Below are 14,374 nucleotides of genomic sequence, written 5' to 3' on the forward strand. Positions count from 1 at the left end.
GCCTCCCACCGGCGCCGGGCCCTGGCGACCGCCCGGCGTGCCTCCGCCGGCGCGGGCGGGATGCTCGCCACGTCCTCGCGCCGGTCCGCGACGACGGAGCCCGAGAGGACCATCTCCGCGCCCACGCGCGTGCCGCGCAGGTCGTCCAGAGGGCGCCCGCCGGGCGGGCAGCAGCCGGGCGGGCACGCGAGGCAGCGGTAGGCACCACCGGACACCAGCAGCGCCTCCACGGGCCCGACCGGCACGTCGCAGGCCTCCGCGAGGTGGGCGGCGGCCCGGCCCGCGAGGTGCTCCCCCGACGGTCGCTCGGTGTAGGCGACGAGGAGCACCCGGGTGGCGCCGTCCGCGTCGAGGTGACCGGCCAGGGTGCGCGCGAGCTGGGGGCCGTGGGCGGGCGACGCGAGGTCGTCGAGGTCGACGCGCACGACCAGGCCGACGCGGGCGCGCGGGCCGCGCAGGCCGACGGCGACGGCGCTCTCGTGCGGCCGGAAGCCGAGCCGGTGCGGGACGTAGGCGAGCAGCTCGCGCGGCTCGTCGACACGGAGGATGACGGGTTCCATGGCCCCACCCCAGCGCCTGGCGGCGGCACGCGGCGGCGGCGGGGGCCCGATCTGTGGGCGGCGCCGACCGGCCGCGCGCTGGGGTCGGCTCGGCACGAGGCCGGTCCGGCTAACCTGTGCGCCGTGCCGACGCCGAGGACGCCCCCGACGGCCGCCCACGCGGCGGTGTGCCTCGCCGTCCTCGTCGTCGTGACCGCGGGGTGCACGGGCCCGACCTCGCCCGGCGACGGGCCCACGTCCCCGCCCGGCGCCGCACCCACGCCGTCGGCCTCCGAGAGCCTCCTGACCGACGAGATCGGGCCGCACACCGAGGTCGGCCGGCTCGCCGACGGGTTCCCGGGCGAGCTCGTCCCCGTCCCGCCGGGTGCCGAGGTGCTCGTGTCGTCCGCCGCCCCGGTCGCCGACGGCGCCGTCGAGATCAGCCTCAACGTGCGCACCGCGCAGGACACCGCCGGCCTCCTCGACGCCGTGCGCGCACCGCTGCTCGCCGCCGGGTTCACCGAGTCCGTCCCGGCCGCCCCCGAGGCGGGGCTGGCGGCGCAGGTGACCTTCGCACGCTCGGAGGGTGCCGAGCTCCTCGTCGTCGGCGTCCTCGACCGCGACGGCACGCGGACGATGACGCTCGGCGGCACCGTCCGCACCGCCGCCCCCTGAGCCGCCGCCTTAGGGTGGGCCGCGTGACCGACGCCCCCGCGCCCGTGGACCTCGTCGACCTGCGCGCAGGTGTCGACGCCGCCCTCGCCCGCCACGTCGCGCGGCTGCGCGCCGAGGTCGCCGCCCTCTCGCCCGACGGCGCACCGCTGGTCGACGCCGTCGAGAGCATGGTGTCCGGCGGCAAGCGCCTGCGCGCCGCCTTCTGCTACTGGTCGTGGCGGGCTCACGGCGGCACGCCGGGCACGCCGCAGGAGGCAGCGGTGCACCGCGTCGGCGCCGCCCTGGAGCTGTTCCAGGCGGCGGCGCTGTTCCACGACGACGTCATGGACGACTCCGACACCCGCCGCGGCCGCCCCGCCGCGCACCGGGCCTTCGCGACGGACCACGCCCGGCGCTCCCTGCTCGGCGACGGGGAGCGGTTCGGCGCCGCCGCCGCGATCCTCCTCGGCGACCTCGCCCTCGTGGCGAGCGAGCGCGAGTGGGCGGAGGCGGCGCGGGCCCTCCCGCAGGACGCCGCCGCGACGGCACGCGAGGTGTTCGACCTCATGCGTACCGAGGTGACCGTGGGCCAGTACCTCGACGTGCTGGCGCAGGCGCTCCCGTGGGGCGACGACGACGGGGACGAGCGGCGCGCGCTCGACGTGCTGCGCGCCAAGTCCGCGCGCTACAGCGTGGAGCACCCGATCGTGCTCGGCGCCGCGCTCGCGGGTGCCGACGAGGCCGCGCTGGCGGGCTGCCGGCGGGTCGGGCTCCCGCTCGGCGAGGCCTTCCAGCTGCGGGACGACCTGCTCGGCGTGTTCGGCGACCCCGCGACGACCGGCAAGCCGGCCGGGGACGACCTGCGCGAGGGCAAGCGCACCGTGCTCGTGGCGCGCGCCCTGCGGCGTGCGCGGACCACCGGCGACGAGGCGACCGTGCAGGCGCTCACCAGCGGCCTCGGCGACCGCGGGCTCACGGACGACCGCGTGCACGCGCTCGCGGCGACGATCGCGGCCACCGGCGCCCCGGACGAGGTCGAGCGCCTCATCGAGGAGCGCACCGCCCGCGCGTTCGCGGAGATCGACGCCCGCGGCTGGCCGGAGCCGGCCCGTGGACAGCTGGTCGCACTGGCGCACGCCGCGGTCGACCGCCGCGCCTGACGGCCCCGCCACCCGCGTCCGCCCACCCGCCGGGGCCCCGCGGCGGGGCGGGTCGTCGCAGCCGGCGCAGCAGGCCCGGCTCGGCGTGGGTGCTCAGCCGGACGGGGTCAGAGCAGCGCCTGCGCGATCCGCCGCACCTCGGTCTTGCGCCCGCTGCGCAGCGCGGCGACGGGCGTCGTGCCGAGCTGCTCGTCGGGCGAGAACAGCCAGACCACGGCCTCGTCGTCGGCGAAGCCCGTGTCGGCGAGGACCGTCAGCGTGCCCTGGAGGGCGGCGAGCACCGTCCAGGCGGGCGCGTCCTCGGCGCGGCCGGGCTGCGCGGGGTTGGCCAGGTGCCCCGGCACGAGGAACGCCTCGGGCACGCTCATCACCGGGGGCTCGCCGCGGCGGACGCCGACGAGCCGACGCTCCTGCAGCATCCGGCGGACCTTGCCCGGGTCGGTGCCGAGACGGTCGGCGACGTCGGGGACGGTCAGCCAGGCGTCGACGAGGTCGTCCGGGGTGCTGCGTGCGCTCACCCGGTCAGCCTACGGCGCTCGACCACACGCCTGTAATTCACGCCACGCGCTTTCCCCGGGGTCGATCGTCCCCTACCGTCGAGTTCTGTCACACCTGTCACACCAGCCACAGGAGCCTCCTGTGCCACTCCCGGGGGGGACCCTCATGCCCGCAGCCGCTCGCCGTCGCGCGAACTCGGTGACCCGCGTCGCGACCGGCACCGGTGCCACGCTCGCGCTCGCCACCGTCGCGATCGCCGCCACGGGGACCGCCGGCCACGCCGCCGACACCTACACCGTCCGGGACGGCGACACGCTCTCCGCGATCGCGAAGCGCTCGGGCACCGACGTCCGCACGCTCGCGAAGGACAACGCCCTCGCCGACCCGTCGCGGATCCGTGCCGGCCAGGTCCTGCGCCTGCCGTCGGCCGCGCCGGCCGCCGCGCCCGCACCCGCCGCCGCACCGGCCGCCACGGGCTACACCGTGCGCACGGGCGACACCGTCTCGGGGATCGCGCGCGCCCACGGCACCACCGTCGAGGCGGTCGTCGCCGCGAACGGGCTCGACGCCCGCGCGTTCATCCGCGCCGGCCAGACCCTGACCGTGCCCGGCGCGGGCACCCCCGCGCCCGCGGCGCCCGCCACCGCGGCGGCCGCAGCCACCGGCAGCTACACCGTGCGCACCGGCGACACGGTGTCCGGCATCGCCCGCGCGCACGGCACCACCGTCGCGGCGGTGGTCGCCGCCAACGGGCTCGACGCCCGTGCGTTCATCCGGGCCGGGCAGACGCTCGCCGTGCCGGGCGCCACGGCCGCGGCGACGGCCGCACCGGCCCCTGCCGCCACGACGAGCGGCCTCGTCGGCAACACGTTCGCCGGCCGCACCTACCCCGACCAGGTCGTCGCGTCGGCGAACCAGAACAAGGCCAGCCTGCTGGCGTCCGGGGTCCCCTCGCGCGACGAGATGCAGGCGAAGGTCGCGGCGACCGCCCGGTCGATGGGCGTCGACGCCGCCCTGGCGCAGGCCGTCGCCTTCCAGGAGTCGGGCTTCAACCACACGTCCGTCTCCCCCGCCAACGCCATCGGCACGATGCAGGTCATCCCCTCGTCGGGCCAGTGGGCGTCGGAGATGGTCGGCCGCCAGCTCAACCTCCTGCACCCGGACGACAACGTCGTCGCGGGCGTCGCGATCCTGCGCTCCCTGGTCCGCACGTCGCCCGACCTGCCGACCGCGATCGCCTCGTACTACCAGGGCGCCTCCTCCGTGGCCCGCAACGGCATGTACGCCGACACCCGCCGGTACGTCGCCAACGTGCAGACGCTGATGACGCGCTTCCGCTGACGGCACGGCTACCGGGTTCCGCGCACGCCCGCCCGTAGACTTCCGCGCGTGGGAGCCACCGTCACCGATCCGCTCGTCGGCCGTCTGGTCGACGGTCGGTACGAGGTCGTCTCGCGCATCGCACGCGGCGGCATGGCGACGGTGTACCTCGCCGTCGACCGCCGCCTGGACCGCGAGGTCGCCCTCAAGGTCATGCACCCCCACCTCGCGGAGGGGGCGTCGGGCAGCGCCTTCGTCGCGCGGTTCCGCCGCGAGGCGCGGACCGCGGCACGGCTGACCCACCCGGGTCTCGTCGGCGTCTACGACCAGGGCGTCGACGGCGAGACGAGCTACCTCACGATGGAGTACGTCGAGGGCACGAACCTGCGGCGGCGCATCGCCGAGCAGGGCGCCCTCACGGTCCGCGAGGCGCTGCGCGTCCTCGAGTCGGTGCTCGACGCGCTCGCCGCCGCGCACCGCGCCGGGCTGGTGCACCGCGACGTCAAGCCCGAGAACGTGCTGCTGATGAGCGAGGACGACCGGGTCCGCCTCGGCGACTTCGGGCTCGCCCGGGCGGTGACCGAGGTGACGTCGACGACGACGGGCACGGTCCTCGGCACCGTCGCGTACCTCGCCCCGGAGCTCGTCACGCACGGCGCCACGGACGCCCGCACCGACGTGTACGCGTGCGGCGTGCTGCTCTACGAGATGCTCACCGGTCGCCAGCCCTTCACGGGCGAGACGCCGATCCAGGTCGCCTTCCAGCACGTCAGCTCCGAGGTCCCCGCGCCGTCGACGCTCGTCGACTGGCTCCCCTCCGAGGTGGACGAGCTCGTCGCCGCGCTCGCGGCGCGGGACGCCGACGACCGACCCGTCGACGCCGCCGCCGCGTGCCAGCTGCTGCGGCGCACGCGCGCGGGGCTCGACGACGCGACGCTGGACCGGCGCGCGGACGTCCCGCCGACCGTCGTGCTCCCGTCGGCCACGGGCGACGCCGCCCTCGGCGACGTCGACGAGGACGGGACGGACCACGCCGCCACGACGCGCCTCACGTCCGCCGACCGCCACGGCGGGACCGTCGCCCTGCCGATCGGCCTCGGCGTGGTCACGCCCGCCCCGCCGCGCACGCCGGCGGACGCCGACGGCGCCGCACCCCGGCGCCGCTGGCTGGTCCCGGTCGTCGTCGCAGCCGTCGTGGCGCTGCTCGGGCTCGGCACGTGGTGGTACCTCCAGGTCGGGCCGGGCGCCTACACCTCGGTCCCCGCGGTGGTCGGGTCGACGGAGCCGGAGGCGGTCGCGGCGCTCGACGCCGCCGGCCTGCGGCACGAGCGGGCCGAGGCGTTCGACGACGTCGTGCCCGCGGGGTCCGTCGTCGGCACCGATCCCGGACCGGGCGAGGCCGTCCGCAAGGACGGCACGGTGACCTTCACGGTGTCGCGGGGGGTCGACCTCGTCGACGTGCCCGACGACCTGGTCGGCCAGGAGCAGGCCGCCGCCGAGGCGGCGCTCGAGGCCGCCGAGCTCGCTGCCCAGTACGGCGACCCGGAGCACAGCGACGAGGTCGCGCTCGGCCTCGTCCTGCGCGCGACCCTCCCGGACGGCACGCCCGTCGAGGCGGCCACGCAGGCGAAGCGCGGGAGCCCGGTCGTCCTCGTCGTGTCGGACGGCCCGGCGCCGGTCACGGTGACGTCCGTCGTCGGCATCTCGCTGGAGGACGCGACGGAGCAGCTCGCCCGTGACGCGCTCGGCGTCGAGCCGACGGAGGCGTTCTCCGACACGGTGCCGGCCGGGCAGGTCGTCGAGCAGGAACCGCGGGCCGGGGCGACGGCGCGGCGCGGCGACACCGTCAGCGTCACGGTGTCGAAGGGGCCCGAGACCGTCGCGATGCCGGACCTCACCGGCAAGCAGTTCGACCAGGCGAAGAAGGACCTCGAGGCGCTGGGCCTGACGGCCACGCGCGAGAACGTGCTCGGCGGGATCTTCGGCACCGTCCGGCAGCAGAGCGTGCCGGCGGGCGAGCAGGTCCGCAAGGGCACCGCGGTCGTGCTCACGGTCGTCTGACCCGTACCGGGCCCCGGACGACCGACGCCCCGACCCGCGCGGCGGGTCGGGGCGTCGGCGGCGCGACCACGAGGCGTGGCGCCGGGTGCGTCAGGCGCGGCGGAGCAGCTCCACGACCTGGAACGCCATCTCGAGCGACTGCTGGTGGTTCAGGCGCGGGTCGACGAGCGTCTCGTAGCGGCGGGCGAGCCCCGCGTCGTCGATCTCCTCCGAGCCACCGAGCACCTCGGTGACGTCGTCACCGGTCAGCTCGACGTGCAGGCCGCCGGGCACCGTGCCGAGCGCGCGGTGCACCTCGAAGAACCCGGCCACCTCGTCGATGACGTCGCTGAACCGTCGGGTCTTGTACCCGGTCGCCGAGGTGATCCCGTTGCCGTGCATCGGGTCGCACACCCACGTGACGGGGCGACCGTCGGCCGCGACCTTCTCCACCAGCGCGGGCAGCAGCTCGCGGACCTTCCCCGCGCCCATCCGGGTGACGAAGGTCAGCCGGCCCGGCTCGCCCTTCGGGTTCAGCCGGTCCATCAGCGCGATGGCGTCGTCACCGGTGGACGTGGGGCCGAGCTTGACGCCCAGCGGGTTCTGCACGCGCGAGAAGTAGTCGACGTGCGCGCCGTCGAGCTGACGCGTGCGCTCGCCGATCCACAGGAAGTGCGCCGAGCAGTCGTACGGCAGGCCCGTGCGCGAGTCGATGCGCGTGAGCGGCCGCTCGTAGTCCAGCAGCAGCCCCTCGTGGCAGGCGTAGAAGTCGACCGCACGCAGGGCGTCGACGTCCGCGCCGCACGCCGCCATGAACCGGATCGCGCGGTCGATCTCGGCCGCGATCTCCTCGTACCGGGCGTACGCGGGGTTCGACATGAAGCCCCGGTTCCACTCGTGCACGCGCAGCAGGGACGCGAAGCCGCCCGTCGTGAACGCGCGGATGAGGTTCAGCGTGGACGCCGACGTGTGGTACGCCTCGAGCAGCCGCTGCGGGTCCGGCGTCCGCGCCTCGGGCGTGAAGTCGTAGCCGTTGATGATGTCGCCGCGGAACGCGGGCAGCGTCACGTCGCCGCGCGTCTCGCTGTCCGACGAGCGGGGCTTCGCGTACTGCCCCGCCATCCGGCCCATCTTCACCACGGGCATGCTCGCGCCGTACGTGAGCACGACCGCCATCTGCAGGATCGTCTTGATCTTGTTGCGGATGTTGTCCGCGGTCGACTCCGCGAAGGTCTCCGCGCAGTCGCCGCCCTGCAGCACGAACGCCTCGCCGCGGGACGCGGCCGCGAGCTGCGCCCGCAGTGCGTCGGCCTCGCCGGCGAACACGAGGGGCGGCACCGCGGCGAGACGGTCCCGCACGCGGCGGAGCTCGTCGCGGTCGGGCCACTGCGGCTGCTGGAGCGCCGTCAGGCCCTCCCAGGCGTCGAGTCCCTCGACGACCTGCGGGTCCGGTGCGACGCTCATGCGTGGCTCGCCGGCACGAGCGGCTGCCCGATGTCCGAGAGGAGCGCGCCGAACCACGGCTGCGAGACGTCGAACGCCTTGCCCCCGGCGATCCGCGGGAACTCGATCGCCCGCAGGCGGTCGCCCTGCTCCTCGTCGTGACCGATGACGCCCGACTCGCCCCGCAGCGCGGAGTCGACCGCGAAGTCGGTCATCGACTTGATGAGGCGCAGGTCCTCGGCGTTCGCCGCCGCGGCGCGCGAGTAGTACCCGGACTTCTGCACCATCGTCTTCTCGGCGCCGAGCTTCGCCGCGAACTGCTTCGCGAACCACTGTCCCGGGTTGATGGTGTCGAGCTTGACGTGGCCGAAGGGGTCGCGCTGCACGGTCTCGCCCGCCGCCTCGAGCTGCTCGACGATCTCGTGCATGCCGGCGCCCTCGGACAGGAAGATGTTGACGTTGCCCTGCTCGTCCATGATCGCCTTGAGGCGCTCGGCCTCGGCGTCGATGTCGAGGGCCAGCTCGGGCAGGAAGACGGCGTGCACGTCCCAGCGCTCGCGCGTCAGGCCGATGCCGGGCACCCACTCCTGCCGGTCCAGCCACTTCCGGTACTCGGCGGCCGCAGCGGCGGTCAGCCACCCGCAGTGCCGGCCCATGACCTCGTGCACGATGAGCATGCGCGGCCCCGAGCGGTGCTCGCCGATGATGTTCGCGGCGAAGCCGGCGGCCTCCTCGGCCGCGGTCCAGGCACCGAGCGACTGGCGGATCGGCACGACGTCGTTGTCGATCGTCTTGGGCAGGCCCACGACCGTGAGCTCGTAGCCGTTGTCGTGCAGGTACGCCGCGAGGTCGGCCGCCGTCGTGTTGGTGTCGTCGCCGCCGATCGTGTGGAGCACGTCGACGCCGTCGGCCTTGAGCTGCTCCGCCGCGACGCGCAGCGGGTCCTCGCCCTCCTGCACCAGGCCGCGCTTGACGCAGTCGGCGGCGTTCGTGAGCTTGACGCGCGAGTTGCCGATGGGCGACCCGCCGAAGCGGTGCAGCACGCCGGCCTGGGCGCGGACCTCGGGCGTCACGACGACCTTGTCGCCGCGCAGCAGGCCGTGGTACCCGTGCTGGTAGGCGACGATCTCGACCTCGGGGGCGATCTCCGTATAGCGCTCGATGAGCCCCCCGACGGCGGAGGACAGGCAGGGAGCGAAACCGCCGGCGGTCAGGAGGGCGACGCGACGGACCGACATGGGAGACACCTCTCGTTGGGTCGAGCACGGATCTGCGGCGCCCGCGTCGGCGGGCGCGCCCGGCGTGCCTCCCCGGGGGCCGGGGCGCGGGACCGAGGTCCGCGCACGGCAGCGACGGGTCGTGCGGCACGGCAGGCGCACCGAGGCGGTGCGCGCGGGCCCGGCGCGCGGCCGGGACCGGCGTCATCCTACTGACGTCGCGGAGCCGTCCTCGGGCGGGCCCGGAACCTGGACATCCGGCCGGGGACGCCCGCCCGGCGCGTCGGGCAGCCGGCCCGGCGCCTCGCCCGCTGCGGGGTGCCCGGTCGCGATGCGCGCCTTCTGCGTGGCCGCGTACACGTCGACGTACTCCTGGCCCGACAGGCTCATGATCGCGTACATGATCTCGTCGGTCACCGATCGCAGGATGAAGCGGTCGTTCTCCATCCCGCGGTAGCGGCTGAAGTCCAGCGGCTCGCCGATGACGACGCCGATGCGCATCACCTTCGGGATCTTGCGCCCCAGCGGCTGCGCGACGTCCGTGCCGATCATCGCCAGCGGCACCACCGGTGCGCCGGACTCGAGCGCGAGCCGCGCGATGCCGGTCTTGCCGCGGTACAGCCGCCCGTCGGGGCTGCGCGTGCCCTCCGGGTAGATGCCGAACAGGCCGCCCTCGCGCAGGCGCTTGAGGCCCGTGCGCAGGGCCGCCTCGCCCGCCTTGCCGCCGCCGCGGTCCACGGGGATGGTGCCGACGCCGCGCATGAACCCCGCGGTGAGCCGGCCCTTGAGCCCGCGCCCCGTGAAGTACTCCTGCTTGCCGATGAAGACGATCTCGCGGTCGAGGACCAGCGGCAGGAAGAACGAGTCGATGACGGCGAGGTGGTTGCTCGCGAGGATCGCCGCACCCTCCGCGGGCACGTGCTCGGCGCCGCGCACCCACGGCCGGTACACCAGGTGCAGCAGGGGCCCGACGAACACCCGCTTCATCAACCAGTAGAACAACGTGTCTCCTCGTCCCGACGCCCGCGCCGACGCCGCCTGCCGCCCGCGGTCACGGGCGCGGTGCAGATCTGCAGCCGGCCCGCAGGGCCGGCACGTCGGGTCCGACTCTAGAGTGCTCCCATGGCCGCACGCCCCGACGACGCCGCCGGTGCCGACGACACGTCCCCCGCCGAGGGGGCCGCGCCGGACGGCGCACCCGCCGGAGCCACCCGTGGTGGTGCCGGCGGCGGCGCCGAGCCGACGCCCGGCAGGGGCGCGGACGACGGCGACGACGCCGTCTGGGCGTCCATCGTGGCGCGCCTGCGGGACGTCGACGACGCGGCCGACGCGGCCGGTCCCGCGGCGCCGGGCCGCGTGGTGCGTCCCGCCGCTCCCGAGCCGCCCGCCGCCGGTGCGCCCCCCGTGCCGGAGGCGGCACCGCCCCGCCTCTCGGGACGGGACTGGGACGGCACCGCGCAGTACGACGACGCCGAGGACGCGGTCGACGAGGCGGAGCACTTCGTGCCGCCGGACCCCGGCCCCGTGCTCGGCGGGGACCCGCTGCTCACGATGGCGTGGGGCGCCGCGGTGGGCGTGCCGATCCTGCTGCTCGTGGTCGTCGTGGCCTGGCGGGACGCGCCCGCGCTGCTCCTGCGGGCGGCCGTGGGTCTCTTCGTCGTCGCCGTGGGCGTGCTCGTGTGGCGCATGCCGCACCGGCGGGACCCCGCGGACGACGACCCCGGCGCGGTGGTCTGACCCACCGCGCCCCGGGCGACCGCCCGGCCGACGGCTCAGACGCGCGCGAGGTCCGCCGCGCCGACCATGCCGGCGTCGTTGCCCATCGAGGCGATGACGATCGACGCCTCGGGACGGTGCCCGCGCGCCGACAGCTGCTCCGCGTAGGCCTTGCGCGCCGGCGCGAGCAGCAGGTCGCCGGCGGCGCTCACGCCGCCGCCGAGCACGAACATCTCCGGGTCGAGCAGGGCCGCGACGGTCGCGGCGCCCTCCCCCACCCAGGCGGCCACGTCGGCGAGCAGCTCGACGGCGAGCGGGTCGCCCTCCTGCGCGCACTGCGTCACGAGCGGCCCGGTGATCTTGTCGGCACGACCGCCGGCGAGCTCGACGAGCCGTGCCGCGCGCTCGGGCTGCGTGATCGCCGCCGCCTGCGCGTCGCGCACGAGCGCCGACCCCGACACGTACTGCTCCCAGCACCCCTCGTGCCCGCAGCCGCAGTAGTGGCCGCCGGGCACGACGCGCATGTGCCCGATCTCGGCGGCGACGCCCCACGCGCCGCGGACGAGCCGCCCGTGCGTGACGATCGCGCCGCCGAGGCCCGTGCCGAGCGTCAGCATCACCATGTCCTGCACGTCGCGCGCCACGCCGTAGCGGAACTCCGCCCAGCCGGCCGCGTTCGCGTCGTTCTCGACGACGATCGTCACGGACTCGTCGCCGATGAGGGCCGCGACCTTGTCCCGCAGCGGGTAGTCGCGCCAGGCGATGTTCGGTGCGAACAGGACGCCGGAGCGGTCCGCGGCCACGAAACCGGCGGCCGCGAGCCCGACCTGGCGGACCTCGTACGACGCGCTGAGCTCCCGGTAGGAGTCCGCGATCGCGGCGTCGATGCTGGCGACGTCGTCGGGATCGGTGTCCCGCCGCGTCTGCGCGACGATCACGCCGTCGTCGTCCACGACACCGGCCGCGATCTTCGTCCCGCCGATGTCGACCCCGATGGCGTGCATGTCCTCGTCCGCTCCTGCCGTCGATCCTCGCGCACGACCACCGCGCACGCCCGCACCACGCTAGCGCTCCGCGGTGGGAGCGCGCGCATCCGTTCGTCCCGCCCGCGGCGTCGGCCGGTCCCCCGGCGGACGTCCGTCGGCGCGCGACGCACCCGGTCGGGCGCTGCGGGCGCGGGGTGCGGGTCCCGTATCCTCGTCGCACCCGTCGCCCCCTGCCACTGGAGTCAGCATGGACGAGTTCCACAGCCCCCTGCTCGTCGAGACGGACCCGTCGGACAACCTCAACGACCTCCTCGCCGCGCGCGTGCGCGCGACGCCCGACCGGCCGCTGGTCGAGCGCGTGACCGCCGCCGGCACGTGGGAGCCGATGACGGCCCGCGAGTACGACGCGCACATCGTGGCGGTGGCCAAGGGCCTCGTCGCGCGCGGCGTCGCCCCGGGCGACCGCGTCGGGATCATGTCCCGCACGCGGTACGAGTGGTCGCTGCTCGACTGGGCCGCGTGGGCCGCCGGCGCCGTGCCGGTCCCCCTGTACGAGACGTCCTCGGCCGAGCAGGTCGAGTGGATCCTCACCGACGCGGACGTGAGCCTGCTCGTGGTCGAGACGCCGGCGCACGCCGCGGTCGTCGAGGAGGTGCGGGCACAGGCGCCCGCGCTGCGCGAGGTGCTGGTGCTCGACGAGGGCGCCGTCGACACGCTGGTCGCCGCGGGCGCCGACGTGCCCGACGAGGAGATCGCGCGGCGGCGGGGGCTCGCCGCGCGGGACGACGTCGCGACGGTCATCTACACCTCGGGCACGACCGGACGCCCGAAGGGCGTCGAGCTCACGCACGGCAACTTCGCGCAGCTGACCACGAACGCCGTGGAGAAGCTCAAGGTCGTCGTGTCGACCCCGGGCGCGCGCACGTTCCTGTTCATGCCGCTCGCGCACGTGTTCGCACGGTTCGTGCACGTCCTGACGATCCCCGCGGGCGCCGTGCTCGGCCACTGGCCGGACACCAAGACGCTCGTCGAGGGCATCGGCTCGTTCCGGCCGACGTTCATCCTGTCGGTGCCGCGCGTGTTCGAGAAGGTCTACAACTCCGCGGAGCAGAAGGCCGCGGCGGGCGGCAAGGGCGCGATCTTCCAGCGTGCCGCGAAGACCGCCATCGTCTACTCGCGCGCGCTCGACACGCCGTCGGGCCCGAGCCTCTGGCTGCGGCTGCAGCACAAGGTCGCCGACGTGCTCGTGCTCTCCAAGCTGCGGGCGGTGCTCGGCGGTCAGGTCGAGTGGGCGATCTCGGGCGGGGCGCCGCTCGGCGAGCGGCTCGGGCACTTCTACCGCGGGGTCGGGCTCAAGGTCCTCGAGGGCTACGGCCTCACCGAGACGACCGCGCCGGCGACGGTCAACCTGCCGGAGCGCACGAAGATCGGCACGGTCGGCCCGGCGCTGCCGGGCACGTCGCTGCGGATCGCGGCGGACGGCGAGATCGAGATCCGCGGCATCCAGGTGTTCCGCGGCTACCACGCCAACCCGACGGCCACGGCCGAGGCGATGGACGACGGCTGGTTCCGCACCGGCGACCTCGGCACGCTCGACGAGGACGGCTTCCTGCGCATCACCGGGCGCAAGAAGGAGATCATCGTCACCGCCGGCGGCAAGAACGTCGCGCCGGCCGTGCTCGAGGACCGGCTGCGCGCGCACCCGCTCGTCAGCCAGGTGGTCGTCGTGGGCGACCAGCGCCCGTTCATCGGCGCGCTCGTGACGCTCGACCCGGAGGGTGTGCCCGGGTGGCTCGCCGCGCACGGCAAGCCTGCGATGTCGCTGGCCGAGGCGGCGAAGGACCCTGACGTGCTCGCGTCGCTCGACAAGGCGGTGGAGCGCACGAACCGGGCCGTCTCGCGCGCCGAGTCCATCCGCAAGTACCGGATCCTCGACCGCGACCTCACGATCGCCGACGGCTACCTCACGCCGAAGCTGAGCGTGCGGCGCGCCGAGGTGCTCAAGGACTTCGCGGCCGACGTGGAGGCCCTGTACGAGTCCTCCGGCGACCACTGAGCCGGCGCGCACCCGGCAGGCACGGCGCCCCCGCACGCCCGACGGCTGCGGGGGCGCCGCGCGTCCCGGGCCGGCCCGCGGTGCGCCCGGGCGGCTCAGGTGCGCTGCAGCCGCGTGACCAGCACGGCCGACGGCACGGCCCACGCGCCCGCCGCCTCGACGTCGCGGACGACCTCGTGGTCGCTCGTGACGACGACCAGCACGCGGCCCGGTGGCTCGGCGGCCACCAGCCGGCGCAGCAGGTCGTCGGCGATCTCCCCCGACGAGAACGCGACCCGGACGCCGCGCTCCCGCACCGGGGCCCGGTGCCCGTCCGCGCCGTCGAAGCAGCACGTCACCTCGGCGCCGCTGTGCGCCGCGAGCCGGGCGAGGGCGTCGACGAGGACGCGCCGCTGGTCCGCCAGCGGGAGGCCGGGCCACCCGGTCTTGCTGACGTTGTAGCCGTCGACGAGCAGGTGCGCGTGCGGCAGCCGCAGGAGGTCGTCGAGCAGGGCCGGGTCGTCGACCGCGCGCCCCCGCGACGTCGGCCGGCCCGGGGTCGCCGGCGCGGACGGGGCCACGATGTCCGCGGGCGTCCGCGTCGCGGGCGGCAGCGCCAGCTCGGCGCGCAGGCCCGCCGCCGCGTCCAGGAGCGTGTCGAGCAGCAGCCGGGCCCGGGCGTCGGCGAGCGCACGCCCCGTGCGCACCTGGTCCCGCGCGGCGGCGCGCTCGGCGTGCTGGTGCCCGGCATGGGCGACCTGCGCGG

13 protein-coding genes are annotated in these 14,374 nt (G+C 75.8%); 6 read left to right on the top strand and 7 right to left on the bottom strand.

Annotation, left to right across the window (positions count from 1 at the left end; genetic code table 11):
• Positions 1-560 (bottom strand): DUF4192 family protein (locus AB6N23_RS13085; RefSeq protein WP_412866482.1); only part of this gene is annotated, 560 nt, incomplete at its 3' end.
• A 123-nt stretch (positions 561-683) separates the two neighbouring features.
• Between AB6N23_RS13085 and AB6N23_RS13090 the strand changes: the two genes are divergently transcribed.
• Positions 684-1,214: a hypothetical protein gene (locus AB6N23_RS13090; RefSeq protein WP_412866483.1), complete on the top strand. Its 531-nt coding sequence runs from the start codon at positions 684-686 to the stop codon at positions 1,212-1,214.
• Between the two features lie 23 nt (positions 1,215-1,237).
• The gene (locus AB6N23_RS13095; protein WP_412866484.1) at positions 1,238-2,353 is read left to right on the top strand and encodes a polyprenyl synthetase family protein; all 1,116 of its coding nucleotides are present in this window, start codon (positions 1,238-1,240) and stop codon (positions 2,351-2,353) included.
• Positions 2,354-2,460: 107 nt separating this feature from the next.
• Here the strand turns inward: AB6N23_RS13095 and AB6N23_RS13100 are convergent, their stop codons facing one another.
• Positions 2,461-2,871: an Rv2175c family DNA-binding protein gene (locus AB6N23_RS13100; RefSeq protein ID WP_378206586.1), complete on the bottom strand. Its 411-nt coding sequence runs from the start codon at positions 2,869-2,871 to the stop codon at positions 2,461-2,463.
• Between the two features lie 145 nt (positions 2,872-3,016).
• Between AB6N23_RS13100 and AB6N23_RS13105 the strand changes: the two genes are divergently transcribed.
• Together AB6N23_RS13105 and pknB are read left to right on the top strand one after the other, a co-directional pair.
• Positions 3,017-4,192, top strand: coding sequence for a lytic transglycosylase (locus AB6N23_RS13105; RefSeq protein WP_412866485.1), 1,176 nt, complete (start codon positions 3,017-3,019; stop codon positions 4,190-4,192).
• A gap of 48 nt (positions 4,193-4,240) precedes the next feature.
• Positions 4,241-6,232, top strand: coding sequence for a Stk1 family PASTA domain-containing Ser/Thr kinase (gene pknB, locus AB6N23_RS13110; RefSeq protein ID WP_412866486.1), 1,992 nt, complete (start codon positions 4,241-4,243; stop codon positions 6,230-6,232).
• 90 nt (positions 6,233-6,322) lie between these two features.
• Here the strand turns inward: pknB and AB6N23_RS13115 are convergent, their stop codons facing one another.
• From AB6N23_RS13115 to AB6N23_RS13125, 3 genes are all read right to left on the bottom strand, one after another.
• On the bottom strand, positions 6,323-7,675 hold the full coding sequence (locus AB6N23_RS13115; RefSeq protein ID WP_412866487.1) for a class II 3-deoxy-7-phosphoheptulonate synthase: 1,353 nt from the start codon (positions 7,673-7,675) through the stop codon (positions 6,323-6,325).
• Positions 7,672-8,892, bottom strand: coding sequence for a pyrophosphate--fructose-6-phosphate 1-phosphotransferase (locus AB6N23_RS13120; protein ID WP_412866488.1), 1,221 nt, complete (start codon positions 8,890-8,892; stop codon positions 7,672-7,674). The genes AB6N23_RS13115 and AB6N23_RS13120 overlap by 4 nt, the downstream gene beginning before the upstream one ends.
• A 183-nt stretch (positions 8,893-9,075) precedes the next feature.
• Positions 9,076-9,858 carry a lysophospholipid acyltransferase family protein gene (locus tag AB6N23_RS13125; RefSeq protein WP_412866493.1) on the bottom strand — a complete coding sequence of 261 codons (783 nt, stop codon included), beginning with the start codon at positions 9,856-9,858 and terminating at the stop codon, positions 9,076-9,078.
• 135 nt (positions 9,859-9,993) lie between these two features.
• On the opposite strand from AB6N23_RS13125, the gene AB6N23_RS13130 reads away from it, so the two are divergent.
• Positions 9,994-10,608, top strand: a complete 615-nt coding sequence (locus tag AB6N23_RS13130; protein ID WP_412866489.1) for a hypothetical protein — start codon at positions 9,994-9,996, stop codon at positions 10,606-10,608.
• 35 nt (positions 10,609-10,643) lie between these two features.
• Here AB6N23_RS13130 and AB6N23_RS13135 read toward each other — a convergent pair whose 3' ends face one another.
• Positions 10,644-11,591: an ROK family glucokinase gene (locus tag AB6N23_RS13135; RefSeq protein WP_412866490.1), complete on the bottom strand. Its 948-nt coding sequence runs from the start codon at positions 11,589-11,591 to the stop codon at positions 10,644-10,646.
• 229 nt (positions 11,592-11,820) lie between these two features.
• Here AB6N23_RS13135 and AB6N23_RS13140 point away from each other — a divergent pair, with 229 nt between their 5' ends.
• Complete coding sequence (locus AB6N23_RS13140; protein ID WP_412866491.1) at positions 11,821-13,629, top strand: AMP-dependent synthetase/ligase; 1,809 nt, start codon at positions 11,821-11,823, stop codon at positions 13,627-13,629.
• A 95-nt stretch (positions 13,630-13,724) separates the two neighbouring features.
• On the opposite strand, the gene AB6N23_RS13145 is transcribed toward AB6N23_RS13140, so the two are convergent.
• Positions 13,725-14,374: NYN domain-containing protein (locus AB6N23_RS13145; RefSeq protein ID WP_412866492.1), on the bottom strand; the 650-nt coding region annotated here is incomplete at its 5' end.

Source organism: Cellulomonas pasadenensis, from assembly GCF_047229365.1.
Classification (GTDB): domain Bacteria; phylum Actinomycetota; class Actinomycetes; order Actinomycetales; family Cellulomonadaceae; genus Cellulomonas.

Excerpts from the sequence above, each read along its gene's own strand:
- AB6N23_RS13105 (WP_412866485.1), top strand. The coding sequence starts at position 3,017 with ATGCCCGCAGCCGCTCGCCGTCGCGCGAACTCGGTGACCCGCGTCGCG.
- AB6N23_RS13115 (WP_412866487.1), bottom strand. The coding sequence starts at position 7,675 with ATGAGCGTCGCACCGGACCCGCAGGTCGTCGAGGGACTCGACGCCTGG.
- AB6N23_RS13120 (WP_412866488.1), bottom strand. The coding sequence starts at position 8,892 with ATGTCGGTCCGTCGCGTCGCCCTCCTGACCGCCGGCGGTTTCGCTCCC.
- AB6N23_RS13125 (WP_412866493.1), bottom strand. The coding sequence starts at position 9,858 with ATGAAGCGGGTGTTCGTCGGGCCCCTGCTGCACCTGGTGTACCGGCCG.
- AB6N23_RS13130 (WP_412866489.1), top strand. The coding sequence starts at position 9,994 with ATGGCCGCACGCCCCGACGACGCCGCCGGTGCCGACGACACGTCCCCC.
- AB6N23_RS13135 (WP_412866490.1), bottom strand. The coding sequence starts at position 11,591 with ATGCACGCCATCGGGGTCGACATCGGCGGGACGAAGATCGCGGCCGGT.
- AB6N23_RS13140 (WP_412866491.1), top strand. The coding sequence starts at position 11,821 with ATGGACGAGTTCCACAGCCCCCTGCTCGTCGAGACGGACCCGTCGGAC.